Here is a 17069-nt window from a genome sequence, read left to right on the forward strand (position 1 = left end):
AATATATCTTAACACTCATTTATTTTCCTCTCCTTATTTCTTTTGGATGACACATACTAATTTATTTATTGTAGTTTTAACGATATTTATTTTTTGTGTCTCCCAGAGAGGTAGGAACAATGTTCTACCCCTACTATCTCCTACTTTTATGAAAAGACTTTTTCAGCAGATTTTATTTAATAAATAACATTTCCTGATAAGTAGGTAAAGGCCACAACTCGTCAGCAATTTCAGCTTCTAAAGCATCTGCATATTTGCGAACTCCATCCATCAACGATCGAATGGTTTTAGCATAATATTGAAGGTGAGCTTCGGTACTGTCAAAATCATGTTTAGTAAGTGCATCACTTAATTTATGAATTTCTGCCATCATAGAATCTGCTAACTCGGCAACGGTTTTAACGGTGGTTTTATCAACTTCGATGCCTATATTTTGCAAACTCGCCATAGTAGAAGTCAGGTTAGATAAATACTTCATTGCCGAAGGATAAATAGTCGTTTTTGCCATGCTAATAACTAATTTAGCCTCAACTTCGATCGAGAGTAGATATTGCTCTGCATAAACTTCAAAACGGCTTTCTAATTCGACGGGGGAAAGTACACCTGTTTTTTCAAACAATTCCTCAATATATTTTTCTCTTAACACAGGTAAAGCATCAGCAGTGGTAGGTAAATTAGCCAAACCTCTTTCCTCTACTGCCATTTTATGCCATTCGGAAGAATAACCATTACCGCCAAAAACAACGTTCCCGTGTTTATCCATGATTTCCTTGAGGATTTTCTCGATCGCAGTATTTAAGTCTACGCCTTTGCTTAATTCCGCTTCTAATTCTTCAGCAATCCAATTTAAAGAGTCCGCTAAGATGGTATTCATCGCCACAAGAGGCCCTGCTACCGATTGTCCTGAACCCACAGCACGAAACTCGAAACGATTGCCAGTAAAAGCAAAGGGAGATGTACGATTTCTGTCACCCGGATCCATGGGAATCTCTGGCAAAGTATCGACACCGATATTCATAGTTTGGGCGGCTTTTGAACCTTTGATTTCTCCATTACGGATTTGCTCAAATACATCCTCTAATTGTGAACCTAAATACACAGACATAATAGCAGGAGGAGCTTCATTAGCACCAAGACGATGATCATTACTAGCCGTAGCTACAACTGCTCTTAAAAGAGGCCCATATTTATGAACACCTCGAATTACCGCACCACAGAAAACCAAAAATTGTGCATTAGCGTGGGGTGTATCACCCGGATCTAATAAGTTACCTTGAGTAGCATTGCCCACAGACCAGTTAACGTGCTTACCTGAACCATTAATACCTGCAAAGGGTTTCTCATGAAGTAAACAGATAAAACCATGTTTTTTCGCCATTTTACGCAAAATTGTCATAGTTAACTGCTGATGATCTGTTGCAACATTAGCCGCTTCAAAAAAGGGTGCAAGTTCAAATTGTCCGGGCGCGACTTCATTATGACGAGTTTTAGCGGGAATCCCTAAACGGTACATAGATTCTTCCACATCCTGCATAAACACCTGTACTCTTTCTGGAATAGCACCGAAGTAATGATCATCAAATTCCTGTCCTTTCGCCGAGGGTTTACCAAATAAAGTTCTTCCTGCTAACAGTAAATCTGGACGACTATGGGCAAAGTTGGCATCTACTAAAAAATATTCTTGTTCCGCTCCACAACTGGAATTGACGGGGGCTATATCTTTATGTCCTAATAATTTTAATACTTTACGAGCGGCCTTATTCATAGCAGCATTCGATCGAAGTAGAGGAGTTTTTTTGTCTAATGCTTCCCCTGTCCAAGAAACAAATACAGTAGGGATACAAAGAGTCACACCATTATCAGTTTCCATCACATAGGCAGGACTGGTGACATCCCATGCAGTATAGCCTCTAGCTTCAAAAGTCGATCGAATACCACCATTAGGGAAAGATGAGCCATCGGGTTCGCCTTTTACCAAAACTTTACCAGCAAATTCAGAAATAACAGAGCCGTCACCTTGCACTGAGACAAAACCATCATGTTTTTCAGCAGTGGAGTTAGTGAGAGGATAAAAAACGTGGGCGTAGTAAAGAGCTTTTTTCGAGATTGCCCAGTCTCTCATAGCTGTCGCCACCACATCGGCGATCGAAACGTCAAGAGGTTCGCCAGTTTGGATGGTTTTTTTTAGAGATTTAAAAATATCTTTAGGGAGGCATTCTTGCATTTTACTCAAAGTAAATACATCTTTTGCCCACATATCTTCTAGCCGTTTGGGAGTATTAAACGGTTTGATTTCTCGATTTGTGATTTGGCTAATAGCTTGAACCCGTGAATTATTTCCGCTCATAATTACTTTTTTTTGAGATAATACTTCACTCTAGTAACTAAGGGGTTTTGTAAAAGTCCATCAAGAACAATTTTATTGTCATTTTCGGATTAATAGATAAAGGTTAGATGAAAAAACACAGAATTGACTCCCATTGGATTGACCTTTTCAGGAGAAATTAAACCAATAGGTTTATTAAGTAGTTTAAATAACGAAAATATCTTGATTACTCATGGTTGTTAAACCAGTATTTAAAGTCGCAATTTGTGTCGCCGCCGTTGCACCGCTACCATCGACATCAAAGAATAATCCGCCATTACTAGAGTTATAAATGAAACGATCGCTTGAAGTAGTTGCTGATGAACCAATATGAAATTGATTGACGGGTAAAGTTCCCAAGGATAAACCACCACCAAAACCATTACGACGAATCAAAATACTATCATCAGTAATGTTAAAATCGGTAATTCGATCGATTCCCTCATTAACAGAATTAAAGAGGAAGAAGTCAGTATTAATACCCCCAGTGAGATTGTCATTTCCTAATCCACCTGTTAGAGTATCATTACCACCACGACCATTTAAAGTATCATTTCCATCACTACCGTTAAAACGATTATCATAGTTATTCCCTGTGAGACTATTATCAAGGGTGTTTCCTGTACCATTAAGATCTTCTGTTCCTTCTAAGATAAGATTATCTACATTATCAGTCAAAGTATAAGCAATGATCGATCGAACTGTATCGATACCTTCGTTTAAGAATTCTACTACTCGATCGTTGGTATTATCTACATAAAAAATGTCGTCTCCCGTACCACCAATCATCGAATCCTCACCAATACCACCGGTTAAAGTATCATTCCCACCACGACTATTTAGGGTATCATCTCCATCATTACCGTTAAAACGATTATCGAAGTTATTACCTGTGAGAACATTATCAAGGATATTTCCTGTTCCGTTACTATCTTCCGTACCTTCTAAGATAAGGTTTTCTACATTGTCAGTCAAAGTATAAGCAATAGTCGATCGAACTGTATCGATACCTTCGTTTAAGAATTCTACTACTCGATCGTTGGTATTATCTACATAAAAAATGTCGTCTCCCGTACCACCAATCATCGAATCCTCACCAATACCACCGGTTAAAGTATCATTCCCACCACGACCATTTAAGGTATCATCTCCACCACTGCCGTTAAAACGATTATCAAAGTTATTACCTGTGAGAACATTATCAAGGATATTTCCTGTTCCGTTACTATCTTCCGTACCTTGTAGAATTAGATTTTCTACATTGATAGTCAAAGTATAGCTAATATCCGATCGAACTGTATCAATACCACCAATACTAGCAAAAGTGTTAGTTTCATTTACCACATCTGTAGCAATGTCAACATAATAAAGATCTGAACCATCACCACCCATCATATTATCAACACCCTTACCTCCGTTCAGAATATCATTACCAACACCACCAGTAAAAGTATCATTTCCTGCCCCACCTGTTATGGTGTCATTACCTTTACCTCCATTGACACTATAATTACCTGAAGTGGTAGGAAAAATAGTAACTTTATCATTACCGTCTCCTGTATTAATTATATTCGTCGCACTGGTTGTTGATGCAGTTATAATGTCTGAACCTGAACCAGTTGTAATAATTTGTTTCCCGGCGGAGGATATTGCTTTTACGACAACGTCATTGATACTCGTACTGGTTATAGTTTGTGCTCCTCCAGCAGATGTAGCTGTCACCTCAGTAAGATTTACACCATTACCACTACCATCACCAATAGTCTGCGCACCAGCACCAGTAGTGGTTGCAAAAACTGTGTTAAGACCAACACCTTTAATATTTAGTGCTCCTGCACCAGATATTGCTTCTACGGTAGTAGCACCTGAACCCGTTACAATATTTTGAGCACCAGCCCCAGATGTTGTTTTGAGTGTAGCAACACCAGTGAAAGTTGTCATGGTAATGTCGATCGCACCTGCTCCAGAAGTTGTTGTTGTTAATTCTACGCCGTTAGATGCGAATGCAGTTTGAAAATTAACACCCGTCGTAATAGTTTGTGCGCCATTACCCGTCGTATTAATCTCGATATTTTCAATATTTTTTAGATTAGTCCATAGATTATCTGGTGGTGTGATGGCAACATCCAAAAGATGGTCAAGATGTAGTGTATCTATGCCTTTATCACCATTGAGAAAATCGTTTGCACCAAATGTATCGGTTACGGCACCATCATAAGTCCCATTAAATGTATCATTACCCGTGGTGCCAATAAGATTATCCCCGTTGATAGTTAGCGTATAAGTAGCCATGATCTTTTCTCCAATTCAGTAATATTTTTTACCCTATAGTGAAGGTAAAAATTTAGTTTAAGGCTTCCATTCTTGTGCCCGATAATTTACTTTTTTTATGGATTCAGATTGATGGGTGAACTGAAAATTTAAGTAAATGTAACTATATGAATAGTATATCATTATTTATCTTAATTTAACGAAAAAAAAGAATACTATAGATATTTTATTGCTTTATATATTATTAAGAATACAAAAAATGAAAAGATTATAAGTTGACAAAAAAGCTATGAAAATAGAAGCTATAATAATGTTTAGTCCTAGTTAAGATACTTTTTAATAATATTTTTTAATATATAATTTTGAAAAAAGTTTAATTTAAAATATTTATCAACTAATAAAAATATAGTTTTGAACATGATTTTAATTTTATAAATTTTTTATTCAAGACTAAAATAGTTTATAATTTCTCTAGTTTTTTTTATTTCATATAATTATCTACATACTTTTTCTAAATTATTTATAAATCTTTTTTTTCGGGATTTTGAGATTATTTATATTCTATTTCTACTCAGACACCGCCCTTTATCTTTACCAATTTTCTTTGATAAGCTAGTTTGCATTTAAGTAGAATGGGTAGGGAAAAGGGAAGAGTTAAGAATTTGAGAAATTTTTAAGGATTAGGAAAAAATGTAAGTTAAATGCGTCTTAACGGTACTTTGAAAAATTTTGGTGCAAAAATAGCTTCAAATACAGTCAGAGTAAGGGATTTAGGTAGAAGCCATAAAAACGGCTGAAACTCTTGGTATAAAAGGAAAAGTTATCGTGCGCTCTGCGTGCCTTTGGCATCGATGTAAAATCTTTGATTTATAACGATTTGAGACTCATAGTTTAATATTTTTAGTTTAAGTACCGTTAACTTAGAATTGACGCTCTGATTTAGTTAGGTAAAATTTGTTGATCAATGAGCAACTTCTATACTCTGTTTTTTAAGTTGAATAGCAGTTTCGAGTAAAGAGTCAGCAAAGGCGATCGCTTCCTCAGCGGAGTTGCCTCCTGTAAGTTCTGCTAATTCATCTCTACGGTGAGTTTGATGTTCTAAATGAGTGACTTTAACAATAGTTCTTACCTCTTGATTTTCTTCTGTTTGAATTAGGTGCTTTTCTACTCTAAAATGATCATCAGCCATGGCTGCTATAAGGGGTTGATGAGTAACACATAATACTTGATGTTGAGAACTAAGTTTATGTAACTTTTCAGCGATCGCTTGAGCAACTTTTCCTGATACTCCTGCGTCAATTTCATCAAAAACTAAGGTTTTAGGATTAATTTGAGTTTGGGTAAAACAAGACTTGAGAGCCAATAGAAAACGACTCATTTCTCCTCCTGATGCAGTGATAGCTAACGGTTGTAAGTCTTCTCCGGGGTTAGGACTAAAATAGTATTCCACATGATCTGCTCCCATACTATGGGGATTTACTGCGGTTACTCGACACTGAAACTGAACTTTTGCCATACCGAGAGGTTTTAATTCTTGGGTGAGTTGGGTTTCTAGTTTTTTGGCAGAGGCTTGTCTTAATTGACTTAATTTAGTGCATAATTTTAGTAATTTGTCATGATGGGCTTGAAATTCTCGCTCTAACTCGTCAATGGATTTACTGTTATCGGTTAATTCTGTTAACTCTTTTTTCAAACTATCATAGTATTCGATGACATCTCCTAATTTTGGTCCATATTTACGACAAATCCGCTTTAATAGTCTAATACGTTCTTCTACCTCTTCTAAACGCTCTGGATCTGCTTCTAAACTAGCACCATAACTATAAATTTGTTGTCCTGCTTCCACTACCTGATTTAAAGCCTCTTGGATAATTTCGAGGATAGGGTTTAATTCTTTGTCATAATTAGCCATATCCCTGATAATAGGCTCTGCTTTCGCTAAAATATCGGTAACGGCTGGATTTTCCTCCGAATCACTTTGATAAAGTAGCTGATAGGCTTGATAGCTTAATTGTTGTAATTCTACCACATGGGTAAGTCGATCACTTTCAATCTCCAAGTGTTCTAATTCGTCAGCAGATTGTAAATGAATAGTTCCTAATTCTCTGATTTGATGTTGAATAAGATCAAGACGTTGTAACCTTTGTTGTTCCGATTCCCGACAATGTTCTAATGCTTCTTGTGCTTGTTGAGTCTCGATAAATGAACGATTAACTAATTGTCGTTGAGTAATTAATTCTTTACCGCCATAATCATCTAACAAGTCTCTTTGACTACTGGCAGACAATAGTTGTCCTGTTTCTCCTTGGGCTGTAACTTCTAAAAGTCGATCGCGTAGCTGGGTTATAATTTGCTTATTGACGACAACTCCATTTACTCGACATCGAGAACGAAAATTATCTTTACTAAAAGTTAGCTCCCGACTACAAACTACTGTATCATCATGGAAAGGCTCAACTTCTTGAGATTCCAACCATGTTTCTAAATCAGGATAGGTTTGAAAACTGGCTTCTACGATCGCTTTTTTTGCACCAGTGCGAATCATTCTTTGATTAGCTTTTCCCCCTAACACCACGTCAATGGCATCAAGAATAATGGATTTTCCTGCACCAGTTTCTCCCGTGAGAACATTTAAACCACTGCCAAATTCTAACTCTATATGATCTACTAAGGCAAAATTATTGATGCGAATAGCAATTAACATTTATCAGCAACGGACATTATCGAATATCTCTCTATTGTATAAGCTAAAATGGAAGATATAAAAACATCCAGTATTCACAATCAAAGTTTATGACACAAGCAGTAATCTCTAATCACGGTATCCAATTAACAGAAAATGCCCTCAAACACGTTTTAATGTTAAAACAGCAACAGGGTAATGAAAATCTTTGTTTACGGGTAGGCGTTAGACAAGGTGGTTGTTCTGGAATGTCTTATATGATGGATTTTGAAGATGTCAATAATATTACGGAACATGATGATACTTTTGATTATGAAGGTTTTAAATTAGTCTGCGATCGAAAAAGCCTATTATATTTATATGGATTAGTTTTAGATTATAGTAACGCTATGATTGGGGGTGGCTTTCAATTCACTAACCCTAATGCAAATCAAACCTGTGGTTGCGGTAAATCCTTCGCCGCCTAATCAGAAGTAGGAAGACAAGTAAGTCGAAAGATGGACAAAAAGAATTAATCGTTTTCAATTCTCAATTTTCAATTTTCAATTCTTAATGTTATGTTTCCTTTTTATGCACGAAAACCAGAACTTAAAAAACCATCTCTACCAATTGTAGATAAAGATATATCTCCAAAAGAGAACCTAAAACCGAAGTATAAAATCCCTTATCATTTTCAAAAAAATAGTATTATTACTTACTCACAATCTGAGATAAAAAAAGAGTTAAAAAAGTATCCCGGATTATTAAAAACTTTGGGTCATGCTTATCAATATCAAATCATTTTTGTGAATGAAGATCAAGAAAAACAATATTGGTTTTGCCGTAACTTGGAAATGGTAATGCCTTTACTTAAATATTTAAAGGAAAAAAATTGGTCCGTAGATTGGCAAGAAAAACCTTTTATTGTCAAAGATTCTTCTTTGAATTATTCGGTTCGCCATCAATGGTATTAATATTTATTAAGATTAAGACTATTCTCAACATTGATTCTTTAATTCAGCTTAGAATGTAGTTTTAGACACAAAAAGTCAACCCCCTAATGGATGTATTTTTAGGTTTTCTGTGTAAAAATAAAACTACAAAAAATGTTGCAAAAAGAATATATTGTTAACGATTCGATTGTATTAATTAATAATCCTTGGCCAATTTTATTTGTAGGTGAAAATAATAAACTTTGTCAACGATTAAAAAAAGATTGTGAAAACATCGTTTTTCTTCATAGAAATTGTTTTTTATTGGAAACGAAATACTCGATCGACACAGAAAAGTATTTTAAAGAAAATATAAATATTCCCTTAATTTTTTTAATAATTGAAAATCCTGATAATCTTGAATTTTTTTTTAATAAAAATATCGGTAATATATTAGATTATCCCACTCCTAAAATTATTGTCTTTTTCTCACAGAAAAAATATAAGTGGAAAGAAAAAATTTTAAATAATAATAATGTTTTTGATTATATAGTAATAGAAAAACTCAATTTTGATACCTTAGAGAATAAAACAATCACGGCTCTTAAAACTTATCAAAAGGATATAAAATATTTTAATTATCAAGGTCAATTATTAGAAAATAATAATAATCAAGAAGATTTTTGGCAAAAACTTTTATATATTTTCCCCATTGCTTTATTAATTAAAAATTCAAAAATAGACAATATCGATCGTAAAATTTTATGGAAAAAAAACAGTAAGATTTTATTTGGTATTAATCCAGAAAAAACCATTAATAATACTGCTTATGATCTATTTTATTCGATGGTAGAAAACAGTAAAGAAGGAATCTGTATTTTTTCAAAAAAAGGCAGTATTTGGCTTGTTAATCAACCGGTGATGAATTTATTAGATTGTCAAGAACAAGACTTAATGGGAAAATCATGGTTAAAATTTTTGAAACAACATACAAAAAATAAAGATTATTTGAGGAAAAATTATCAATCTTGTCAACAGTTGGAATATGAATTTCAAAGAAATGATGGTAAAATTGTTCCTTTAACTATTTCCTGTAATCCTATTTATGATTCTGAACTCCAATATGTAGGAAATTTAGTAATATTAACAGAGACAAAAAATGTAAAAAAAATGGGAGACAACATTTTACATAGTGAAAGACAATTAAAAGAAATTACCGCATTAGTACCCGGTATGGTTTTTCAATTGGGATGTGATTTTGAAGGACGATATTTTATTACTTTTGCCAGTAAAGCTGTTCAAGATATTTTTGAATTTACCCCAGAAGAAGTAATCCAAGATGTCAATAAAATTTTTAATTTAGTTGACTCAGATCAATTATTGGAATTTTATCAAGTAATTGAGTTATCTCGACAATATTTAACGGAATTTCATTATGATTATCAAATAAAAACCCCTAGTGGGAAACATAAATATATTCGAGTTAATTCTTTACCTCAAAAATTGCCCGATGGTAGTGTTATTTGGAATGGAGTTGCGATCGATATTACCATAGAGAAACAAAGAGAAGTTGCTTTAAGAGAAAATTCTTTATTACAGCGTGCTATTAACTCTATCATGCGCAAAATGCGCGATAGTATCGATTTTCAAGTTATTTGTGATACCACTACTGCTGAAGTTAGAAATCTTTTAAATTGCGATCGAGTGGCAGTATATAAGTTTAACTCGGAATGGGGGGGCGAATTTGTCTCGGAGAATGCCAAACCCGGATTAATGACTGTGGTAGGTGACAAGGTAAAACGGGTATGGAATGATACTTATTTACAAGATCATAAGGGTGGAAGGTATCGTCACGGAGAAAGTTTGACTGTAAATGATGTAAATTTTGCTAATTTTGCTAAATGTCATCTTGAATTATATCAACAATTTAATATTCGCTCTTTTTCGACCATACCAATTTTTTCTGGAAATGAATTATGGGGTTTATTAAGTGCTTATAATAATAGTACTTTTTCTTGGCAATCTCGACATCTAAATCTTTTAAGAAAAATATCTAGTCAACTAGGTATTGCCATTGAACAAGCAGAGTTATTTTTAAAAATTCAAAGACAATCTCAAGAATTAAAAATAGCCAAAGAAGCCGCCGAAATGGCAAACATCGCCAAGAGTGAATTTTTAGCAAACATGAGTCATGAAATCCGTACGCCCATGAATGCTATATTAGGTTTTGCTAATTTATTAAAAGATTTAGTTAAAGATAATAGAGCGAAAAGTTATCTTAATTCTATTACTTCTAGTGGTGAAACTTTAATGTCATTAATTAATGATATTTTAGATTTATCTAAGATTGAAGCGGGGAAAATGCCCATACAATATGAAGTAGTTAATTTATATAGTTTACTCCAAGAAATTGTTAATATTTTTTATCTCAAATCTCAAGAAAAATCCTTAGATTTAATTTTAGAAACTAAAGATTATATTCCTGAAATAATTATTTTTGATGAGATAAGATTAAGACAAATTTTATTTAATTTAATTGGTAATGCAATCAAATTTACTGATAAAGGATATGTGAAGATTATTGTCGGCAATAGTGATAATGTTGATGATACTATTTCTAATTGTGGTTTTTATATCACGATCGAAGATACAGGTATTGGCATTCCAATGAAAGAAATCGATCGTATTTTTGAATCTTTCACTCAACAAGATGGACAAAGTACTCGTAAATATGGAGGTACAGGATTAGGATTAACCATCACAAAAAAATTAGTTACCATGCTCAATGGTAATATTAAAGTAAAAAGTAAGGTAAATAAGGGTAGTAAATTTACTGTAGAGTTTCCATCAGTTGCTTGTAGTGTTTTGCCTCAAGATAATCTCATTACTTTGTTAGATAATAATTTAGATCAATTTAGCCCCAGTCGAATTTTAGTAGTAGATGATACTCCATCAAATTTAGACTTAATGGCAGCTTATTTTGCCGATACATCTCATCAATTGATTTTTGCTGATAATGGTAAAGATGCAATTCAAATGGCTATGACATATCATCCAGATTTAATTTTTTTAGATTTAAAAATGCCAAATATTGACGGTAAAACTACCGCACAATTATTACATGGAAATGAGGTAACAAAAAAAATTCCGATTCTTGTTATCACCGCTTCGATAAATTCCCAAGATAAAAAAGAATTAGAAAATTTTGTACAAGGTTTTTTATATAAACCTATTAGTCGTCATAATTTAGTTTTAGAATTAAAAAAAGTATTAACTGGCGATGAAAAAATATCTATGGATTCTTCGATGGATAATTGTTCTAAGATAGTTGAAAATAATGAAGATATATTGGATTTAATAATGAAACTGGAAGATGTTTATATGGAAAAATGGCACTCCATACAACAAACAAAAATTACTGTAAAAATTAGAAATTTTGCTAATAGTTTAGAACAAGAAGCCCTAAAATATAAGAGCAAAATTCTATTAGATTATGCCCTAGTTTTACAAGATCAAATTAATTGTTTTGAAGTAGATTTATTAGAAACAACATTAGCTAGTTTTCCTGATGTTATTCAAAAAATTGTCTTATCTTATTAACGATTAAGTTTATAATATTTTTCTATATAGCCTTTTAATACTACGGTTATAAAAGAAAAATGAATCTCAGATTTTTCACTTAAAGAGAAGTTATTTTTTTATTCACACAACAAAGCTATATTCTATAGCAATAGACAAGTTATTTAGGACATCTTCAAAATATTCGATTGTCATTCTGACTGAAAGGAAGAATCTCGAAATGTCAATCCTATTATGACGACTCTTCTTCTTTCTTCTTATCTTCCTTTTGTCTCTTAAAATTCTCTTACTGAGGGTTTGCCATCAATTATTTCTCCTACCAATATCACGTCAGCTACTCCTACAAATAAGCCATTTTCTAATACCCCCGGAAGGTTATTAATTTTCATTTCTAACTCCGCAGGATTATCAATACGATCGAATTTTACGTCAATAACAAGATTACCTTGATCTGTTACCACAGGGCCAGCTTTTTTGATACCCATTCTTAACTCTGGCTTACCCCCTAACTCTTCCAATTGACGCATTACCGGAGTTACAGCCATAGGAATTACTTCTACTGGTAATAAAAAAGTAGAACCTAACTCATCTACCAATTTACCACCATCTACCACTACTATAAATTGATCCGCTAAACTGTCAACTACTTTTTCTCTAGTATGGGCTGCACCACCGCCTTTAATCAAGTTTTTATGAGGATCAACTTCATCTGCACCATCAATTGCGACATCTATATGATCGATCGCATCCAAAGTGGTAAGAGGAATACCATATTTTTTTGCTAAAACTTCAGCTTGAAATGAAGTTGGAACACCTACAATATTGGTTAACTCACCATTAGCTAGTCTTTCGCCGATGTATTGAATAGCATAAGCCGTAGTTGAACCTGTACCCAATCCTACGATCGTGTTTGATTTTACCTTAGAAGCAGCTATTTTACCCACTTCTTGTTTCATTATTACCACTGGATCCGTACTCATAATTAAACTTTTTTTATAATTGAATTAACATCTCATCATTATCTGTGATTCTCGATCGATTAACAAGAAATCCGGATTATACAGCTAATAAATATGGAAAGATTTCTGCTCAATCTTTATAGTTTTGAATCAATTATTCTCACTTTTTCCAATTCCCTCTCTTTACCGATAGTTTTATGGTTCACTGAGGTTATATAAAAAAGAAAAAGGGAACAATATTAGTTAATATTCGTCCAAGAAATTAAGTTTTAACTTTAACTATTTTCTATATATTTAATTATTGTGTTTAAAATTAAACGAAAAATTCTATATCCTTTTATTTCATTTACTTTAGCCTTAACCTTGATCCTTACTAATGTAAAAGTTAGTAATGCAGTTCCTTGGGGTGAATTGATATTTAGAGGGATACAAGCTATTCAAATTAGTAATTTGAGCGATCAGCAAGAAGTAGAATTTGGCAATCAAATACGTCAACAATTACTATCTCAAAATAAGATTCAACTTTATCGTAATGAAGAGTTATATCGTTATGTTAATAAAATTGGACGTAGATTAGTCGCTGTTAGTACTAGATCAAATTTACCTTATCGTTTTGAAATTGTCAACAATCCTCAAGTAAATGCATTTGCCACAATGGGAGGATTTGTTTATCTTCACACTGGTTTAATTACAACTGCCTCGAATGAAGCTGAATTGGCTAGTGTTATGGCTCATGAAATTGGTCATGTAGTTGGTCGTCATTCTCAAAAACAAATGCGTCAACAAGCTATTACTCAAGGTTTATTAACGGCGGCAGGGTTGGATAAAGCAAGTGTTGTACAATTGGGAGTAACTTTAGCTTTAAATTTGCCTTATAGTCGTCAAGACGAGTTTGAAGCTGATGCTTTGGGGTTAGAAATGCTCACTTCTGCTGGTTATGCCCCAGGTGCAATGGTTGATTTTATGCAAAAATTAGGAAAATCTGGAGGCCGAGTACCCACTTTACTCAGCACTCATCCGGCTGGAATCGATCGTGCGATCGCTCTTGGGCAAAAAATTCCTCGTAATATGGCTTACCAAGGAGAAGGTTTAGACGAAGAGGAATATCAGTATAAAATCCAAAGGTTAATACGCACAAGATAAAATACATTGTTGATAAGGATAGGGTTTTCTGAATAAACATAAAACCTTTCTCCTAATCTTCTAGCATATCAATTATTTTTTAATTTGCTTTGCCATGTTACGGAAAGTATCCATGGTAGTGTCTGTTTTACGCAATCTTTGACTATCAGGAGTGAAAGAAGAATTAGATTCACTCGTTTCACTGGAAGTAGTAGAACTGCTATTAAAACCAGTTTGATTAGAATTTTTCTTAGTCATTTTAAGGGCTGAAACTTCCTTGACTAATTCACCACCACCACCACTAATGCTTTTAGCGAAAGTTCTTTTCACAGTTTTTGTTTTACGCATATAGTCAATATTTCCGAAAGTCTTAGATTCGTCAGGATTTAAAAAGTAAGAATCTTGAACTTGAGCTTGATTATTTTTCCTACTAAACCAACCAAATAAACCTGCCATAAGATTATTTCTCCTAATAGTTTGTAAACTTTTATTATTTTGATTAGAATAAATCATAACAGATTGTTACATTTCTGAAAACAAAATTAATGTAAATAGTTTTTACTCTACCTAATAATCTGATAATTGACTTTTTTGACGATCGGTAACTATAATGTATTATACATTGAAAGTTATGAGGAGAAATATTGAATTATGACAATGGAGACATTAGAATTTATTATCTTTCCTGATGGTCGAGTACAAGAAAAAGTCACGGGAATTATAGGAAAGTCTTGTCAAGAAGTAACTAAAGCCATCGAGTCTCAATTAGGTAGAGTTATATATCAAGAAAAAACAGGAGAGTATTATGAGGAAAAACTACCAATAAATAATGACCTTCACAATCAGAATTGGTAAACTTTTATATATAAATCTCATTTTTTGTAAGATTTAATTAACTTTAGTAACAGAAACCTTATGTCACACTTTAGCAGTATAAAAACTCAAATCCGAAATCTTGCGTCCTTAAAAGCCTCCCTTGCTGATTTAGGAGTTGATTGGAAAGAAGGCCCTTCTAACATCAGAGGTTATCAAGGACAAACTAGTCAAGCAGAAATTGTCATTCAACAGCAGAATAACTATGATATTGGTTTTAGCTGGAATGGCGAAGAATATGAGTTGGTCGCTGATTTACAATACTGGCAACAGCCTTGGACTGTTGATGGTTTTTTACAGCGTGTGACTCAAGGTTATGCTTTACATACCGTTTTAAAAGAATCTTCTCAACAGGGTTTCTCTGTCACCGAACAACAAAAAAATGACGATGGTTCAATTCGCTTAGTTGTTCAACGGTGGAGTTAATTTTGTTCTGTTAACTATAAACCTTAATATTCGGGCTTAATCTTATTAGGCCCTCCGAAATTATACTATTTAATACTTTTGCTTTAGGGTAAAAAATGTTCCTTCAAAATAATGATTTAACGACAGGATTAGAACCAGAATTAGGTGGTATTTGGCGGGATAATCCAGAAAGAAGCGGATTTGAGCCAGAATTAGGTGGTTTCGATCGACAAAGAGGAGTTTATGTAGATGAAGTAACCTGTATCGGTTGCAAAAATTGTGTTCATGTTGCTCCAAATACTTTTTATATTGAAGATAATTATGGTCGATCGAGGGTTTATAATCAGGATGGTGACACAGAAGAAATTATCCAAGAAGCGATCGACACTTGTCCAGTCGATTGTATTCACTGGTTAGATTATACACAAATTAAACGTAAAGAAGGGCAAAGAAAATATCAAGATGTACGTCCTCTTGGTTATCCTCAAATTCGTAAATCACCGAATAAATCGCCAGCAAATTAGAGAACAAGACTATGCCGCTTGTTTTATTTGTGTAGGCAAAAGACAAAACAAATTAGATAGTACTCTTAACTCTTCAGGATAACAAGGTTTTGGATAATTCTCTAACCAAACAGGAGGTACTATCATTGGATCATATTCTTCTACAAAATAAATCTGTCGTTCATTTCGTTTTAATATCACTGGTGTACCCGGTTGATATATTCGTGCTTCTTCTTCTTCCCATGTTAAGTTATTCATAATTCTTCTCCCTTTTTGGTATTTATTCAGAATTATCTGTATAAAATTATACCATTTTATCAAAATAATATTAGGAAAAGTTAACATTATGTAAAGACCAATATATAGCGTTTTGGAATAAGTTTAGATATTTTTTTATCAAGATTTTCATTCTTTTTTATATCTTTCTTCTTTGTTCTGCATCATGCTATATAATATTATCTACTTTAACATTAAGATATACTATGAATAATTTATTATTAGAAACAGTTGCTAGTACCGGACAATTTCCTGTTTATTTCGTTGCAGTATATGTTGTAGGTTTTATTGCTGCCGTTGTGATTGGTTCGATCGCTTGGTATAGTTCCAAACGTCCAGTAGGTTGGGAAGATGCAGAAAAACCAGATTTTATTCCTGAAATAAAAAACAATAATCAAAATAATAATAATTCATAATGGTTTTATTGTCTGAATATAAAAATAATTTCTCTCTAGATCGAAAATCAGAGATTAATTTTTTCTTCATAATTATATTTAAACAAAGGACGTTGGTTAATCAAAACATGAAATAAATAAAAGTACAGAAGTATTAAAAGTATTGTTATTTACTTAGCTTATATCTAAACCAAAAATCATGGATCAACTCATCAACGCCAAACAAACAATAATATTAAATTATGAACATAAAAACAAACTTAATTACAGTTAAAATCAAATTATTTGCCATTTATCAAGAAATATATCAACAACCAGAAATTACATTAGAAATTACAGCCAATACTAAATTAAAAGATATTTTATCCATTATTGAAAAACAAAAACCATCAATAAAATCTTGGAAACAAATAACCAGACTAGCTGTAAATTTAGAATTTGTAAATCCAGAGTATTGTCTTCATGATGGAGATGAAATTGCTCTAATTCCTCCCGTTAGTGGAGGTTAAAATCATCAATATAATATAATGTTCAAGAAAAAGCACCCTAATTTTAAAAGAGTGCTTCTGCTATTAGATATTAAGTTAATGTTAAAGCTGGCATGGAACTATTGTCCCAACGGGCTACCCCATTAGTATCGTCGCCGCGATTGCGTTTCACCCACGAGTTCGGGATGGTTCGCAGTGGTTCCACAATGCTACACACACCAGCTAATTCCTTGAAGTTT

Annotated in this window: 15 protein-coding genes and 1 rRNA gene; 9 read left to right on the forward strand and 7 right to left on the reverse strand. The window is 33.2% G+C overall.

The window, feature by feature from the left end:
- Window positions 1-172: 172 nt before the first annotated feature.
- From GM3709_RS09285 to recN, 3 genes are all read right to left on the reverse strand, one after another.
- Window positions 173-2347, reverse strand: coding sequence for a glutamine synthetase III (locus GM3709_RS09285; protein WP_066118561.1), 2175 nt, complete (start codon window positions 2345-2347; stop codon window positions 173-175).
- 183 nt (window positions 2348-2530) lie between these two features.
- Window positions 2531-4657 (reverse strand): S-layer family protein, encoded by a 2127-nt coding sequence (locus tag GM3709_RS19100; RefSeq protein ID WP_071828030.1) that lies wholly within the window; start codon window positions 4655-4657, stop codon window positions 2531-2533.
- A gap of 940 nt (window positions 4658-5597) precedes the next feature.
- A complete protein-coding gene (gene recN, locus GM3709_RS09295; protein ID WP_066118563.1) occupies window positions 5598-7340 on the reverse strand; it encodes a DNA repair protein RecN in 1743 nt (580 codons plus the stop codon).
- 89 nt (window positions 7341-7429) lie between these two features.
- Here recN and GM3709_RS09300 point away from each other — a divergent pair, with 89 nt between their 5' ends.
- The 3 genes from GM3709_RS09300 to GM3709_RS09310 all read left to right on the forward strand — a co-directional run bounded on the left by GM3709_RS09300 (window position 7430) and on the right by GM3709_RS09310 (window position 11830).
- Window positions 7430-7786 (forward strand): iron-sulfur cluster assembly accessory protein, encoded by a 357-nt coding sequence (locus GM3709_RS09300; RefSeq protein ID WP_066118565.1) that lies wholly within the window; start codon window positions 7430-7432, stop codon window positions 7784-7786.
- A gap of 90 nt (window positions 7787-7876) precedes the next feature.
- Window positions 7877-8272: a hypothetical protein gene (locus GM3709_RS09305; protein ID WP_066118567.1), complete on the forward strand. Its 396-nt coding sequence runs from the start codon at window positions 7877-7879 to the stop codon at window positions 8270-8272.
- Between the two features lie 132 nt (window positions 8273-8404).
- Entirely contained in the window at window positions 8405-11830 is a 3426-nt protein-coding gene (locus GM3709_RS09310) for an ATP-binding protein (RefSeq protein ID WP_066118568.1), read from the forward strand.
- A gap of 254 nt (window positions 11831-12084) precedes the next feature.
- On the opposite strand, the gene rpiA is transcribed toward GM3709_RS09310, so the two are convergent.
- Window positions 12085-12789 (reverse strand): ribose-5-phosphate isomerase RpiA, encoded by a 705-nt coding sequence (gene rpiA / locus GM3709_RS09315; RefSeq protein WP_066118570.1) that lies wholly within the window; start codon window positions 12787-12789, stop codon window positions 12085-12087.
- Window positions 12790-13071: 282 nt separating this feature from the next.
- Here rpiA and GM3709_RS09320 point away from each other — a divergent pair, with 282 nt between their 5' ends.
- Window positions 13072-13911 (forward strand): M48 family metallopeptidase, encoded by an 840-nt coding sequence (locus tag GM3709_RS09320; RefSeq protein ID WP_066118572.1) that lies wholly within the window; start codon window positions 13072-13074, stop codon window positions 13909-13911.
- Between the two features lie 72 nt (window positions 13912-13983).
- Here GM3709_RS09320 and GM3709_RS09325 read toward each other — a convergent pair whose 3' ends face one another.
- Complete coding sequence (locus tag GM3709_RS09325; protein WP_231937539.1) at window positions 13984-14403, reverse strand: hypothetical protein; 420 nt, start codon at window positions 14401-14403, stop codon at window positions 13984-13986.
- A 138-nt stretch (window positions 14404-14541) separates the two neighbouring features.
- Here GM3709_RS09325 and GM3709_RS09330 point away from each other — a divergent pair, with 138 nt between their 5' ends.
- The 3 genes from GM3709_RS09330 to GM3709_RS09340 all read left to right on the forward strand — a co-directional run bounded on the left by GM3709_RS09330 (window position 14542) and on the right by GM3709_RS09340 (window position 15692).
- Complete coding sequence (locus GM3709_RS09330) at window positions 14542-14745, forward strand: DUF2997 domain-containing protein (protein ID WP_066118575.1); 204 nt, start codon at window positions 14542-14544, stop codon at window positions 14743-14745.
- A 60-nt stretch (window positions 14746-14805) separates the two neighbouring features.
- Entirely contained in the window at window positions 14806-15189 is a 384-nt protein-coding gene (locus tag GM3709_RS09335; protein WP_066118577.1) for a DUF1257 domain-containing protein, read from the forward strand.
- A gap of 95 nt (window positions 15190-15284) precedes the next feature.
- The gene (locus GM3709_RS09340) at window positions 15285-15692 is read left to right on the forward strand and encodes a ferredoxin (protein WP_066118580.1); all 408 of its coding nucleotides are present in this window, start codon (window positions 15285-15287) and stop codon (window positions 15690-15692) included.
- 9 nt (window positions 15693-15701) lie between these two features.
- Here the strand turns inward: GM3709_RS09340 and GM3709_RS09345 are convergent, their stop codons facing one another.
- A complete protein-coding gene (locus GM3709_RS09345; protein ID WP_066121850.1) occupies window positions 15702-15929 on the reverse strand; it encodes a hypothetical protein in 228 nt (75 codons plus the stop codon).
- A gap of 224 nt (window positions 15930-16153) precedes the next feature.
- Here GM3709_RS09345 and psb35 point away from each other — a divergent pair, with 224 nt between their 5' ends.
- Together psb35 and GM3709_RS09355 are read left to right on the forward strand one after the other, a co-directional pair.
- The gene (psb35, locus tag GM3709_RS09350) at window positions 16154-16363 is read left to right on the forward strand and encodes a photosystem II assembly protein Psb35 (RefSeq protein WP_066118582.1); all 210 of its coding nucleotides are present in this window, start codon (window positions 16154-16156) and stop codon (window positions 16361-16363) included.
- A 221-nt stretch (window positions 16364-16584) separates the two neighbouring features.
- Complete coding sequence (locus tag GM3709_RS09355; RefSeq protein WP_066118584.1) at window positions 16585-16851, forward strand: MoaD/ThiS family protein; 267 nt, start codon at window positions 16585-16587, stop codon at window positions 16849-16851.
- An 85-nt stretch (window positions 16852-16936) separates the two neighbouring features.
- Here the strand turns inward: GM3709_RS09355 and rrf are convergent.
- Window positions 16937-17053 (reverse strand): 5S ribosomal RNA (gene rrf / locus GM3709_RS09360).
- Between the last annotated feature and the right edge of the window lie 16 nt (window positions 17054-17069).

This window comes from Geminocystis sp. NIES-3709 (assembly GCF_001548115.1).
In the GTDB taxonomy this organism is placed as follows: Bacteria; Cyanobacteriota; Cyanobacteriia; order Cyanobacteriales; family Cyanobacteriaceae; genus Geminocystis.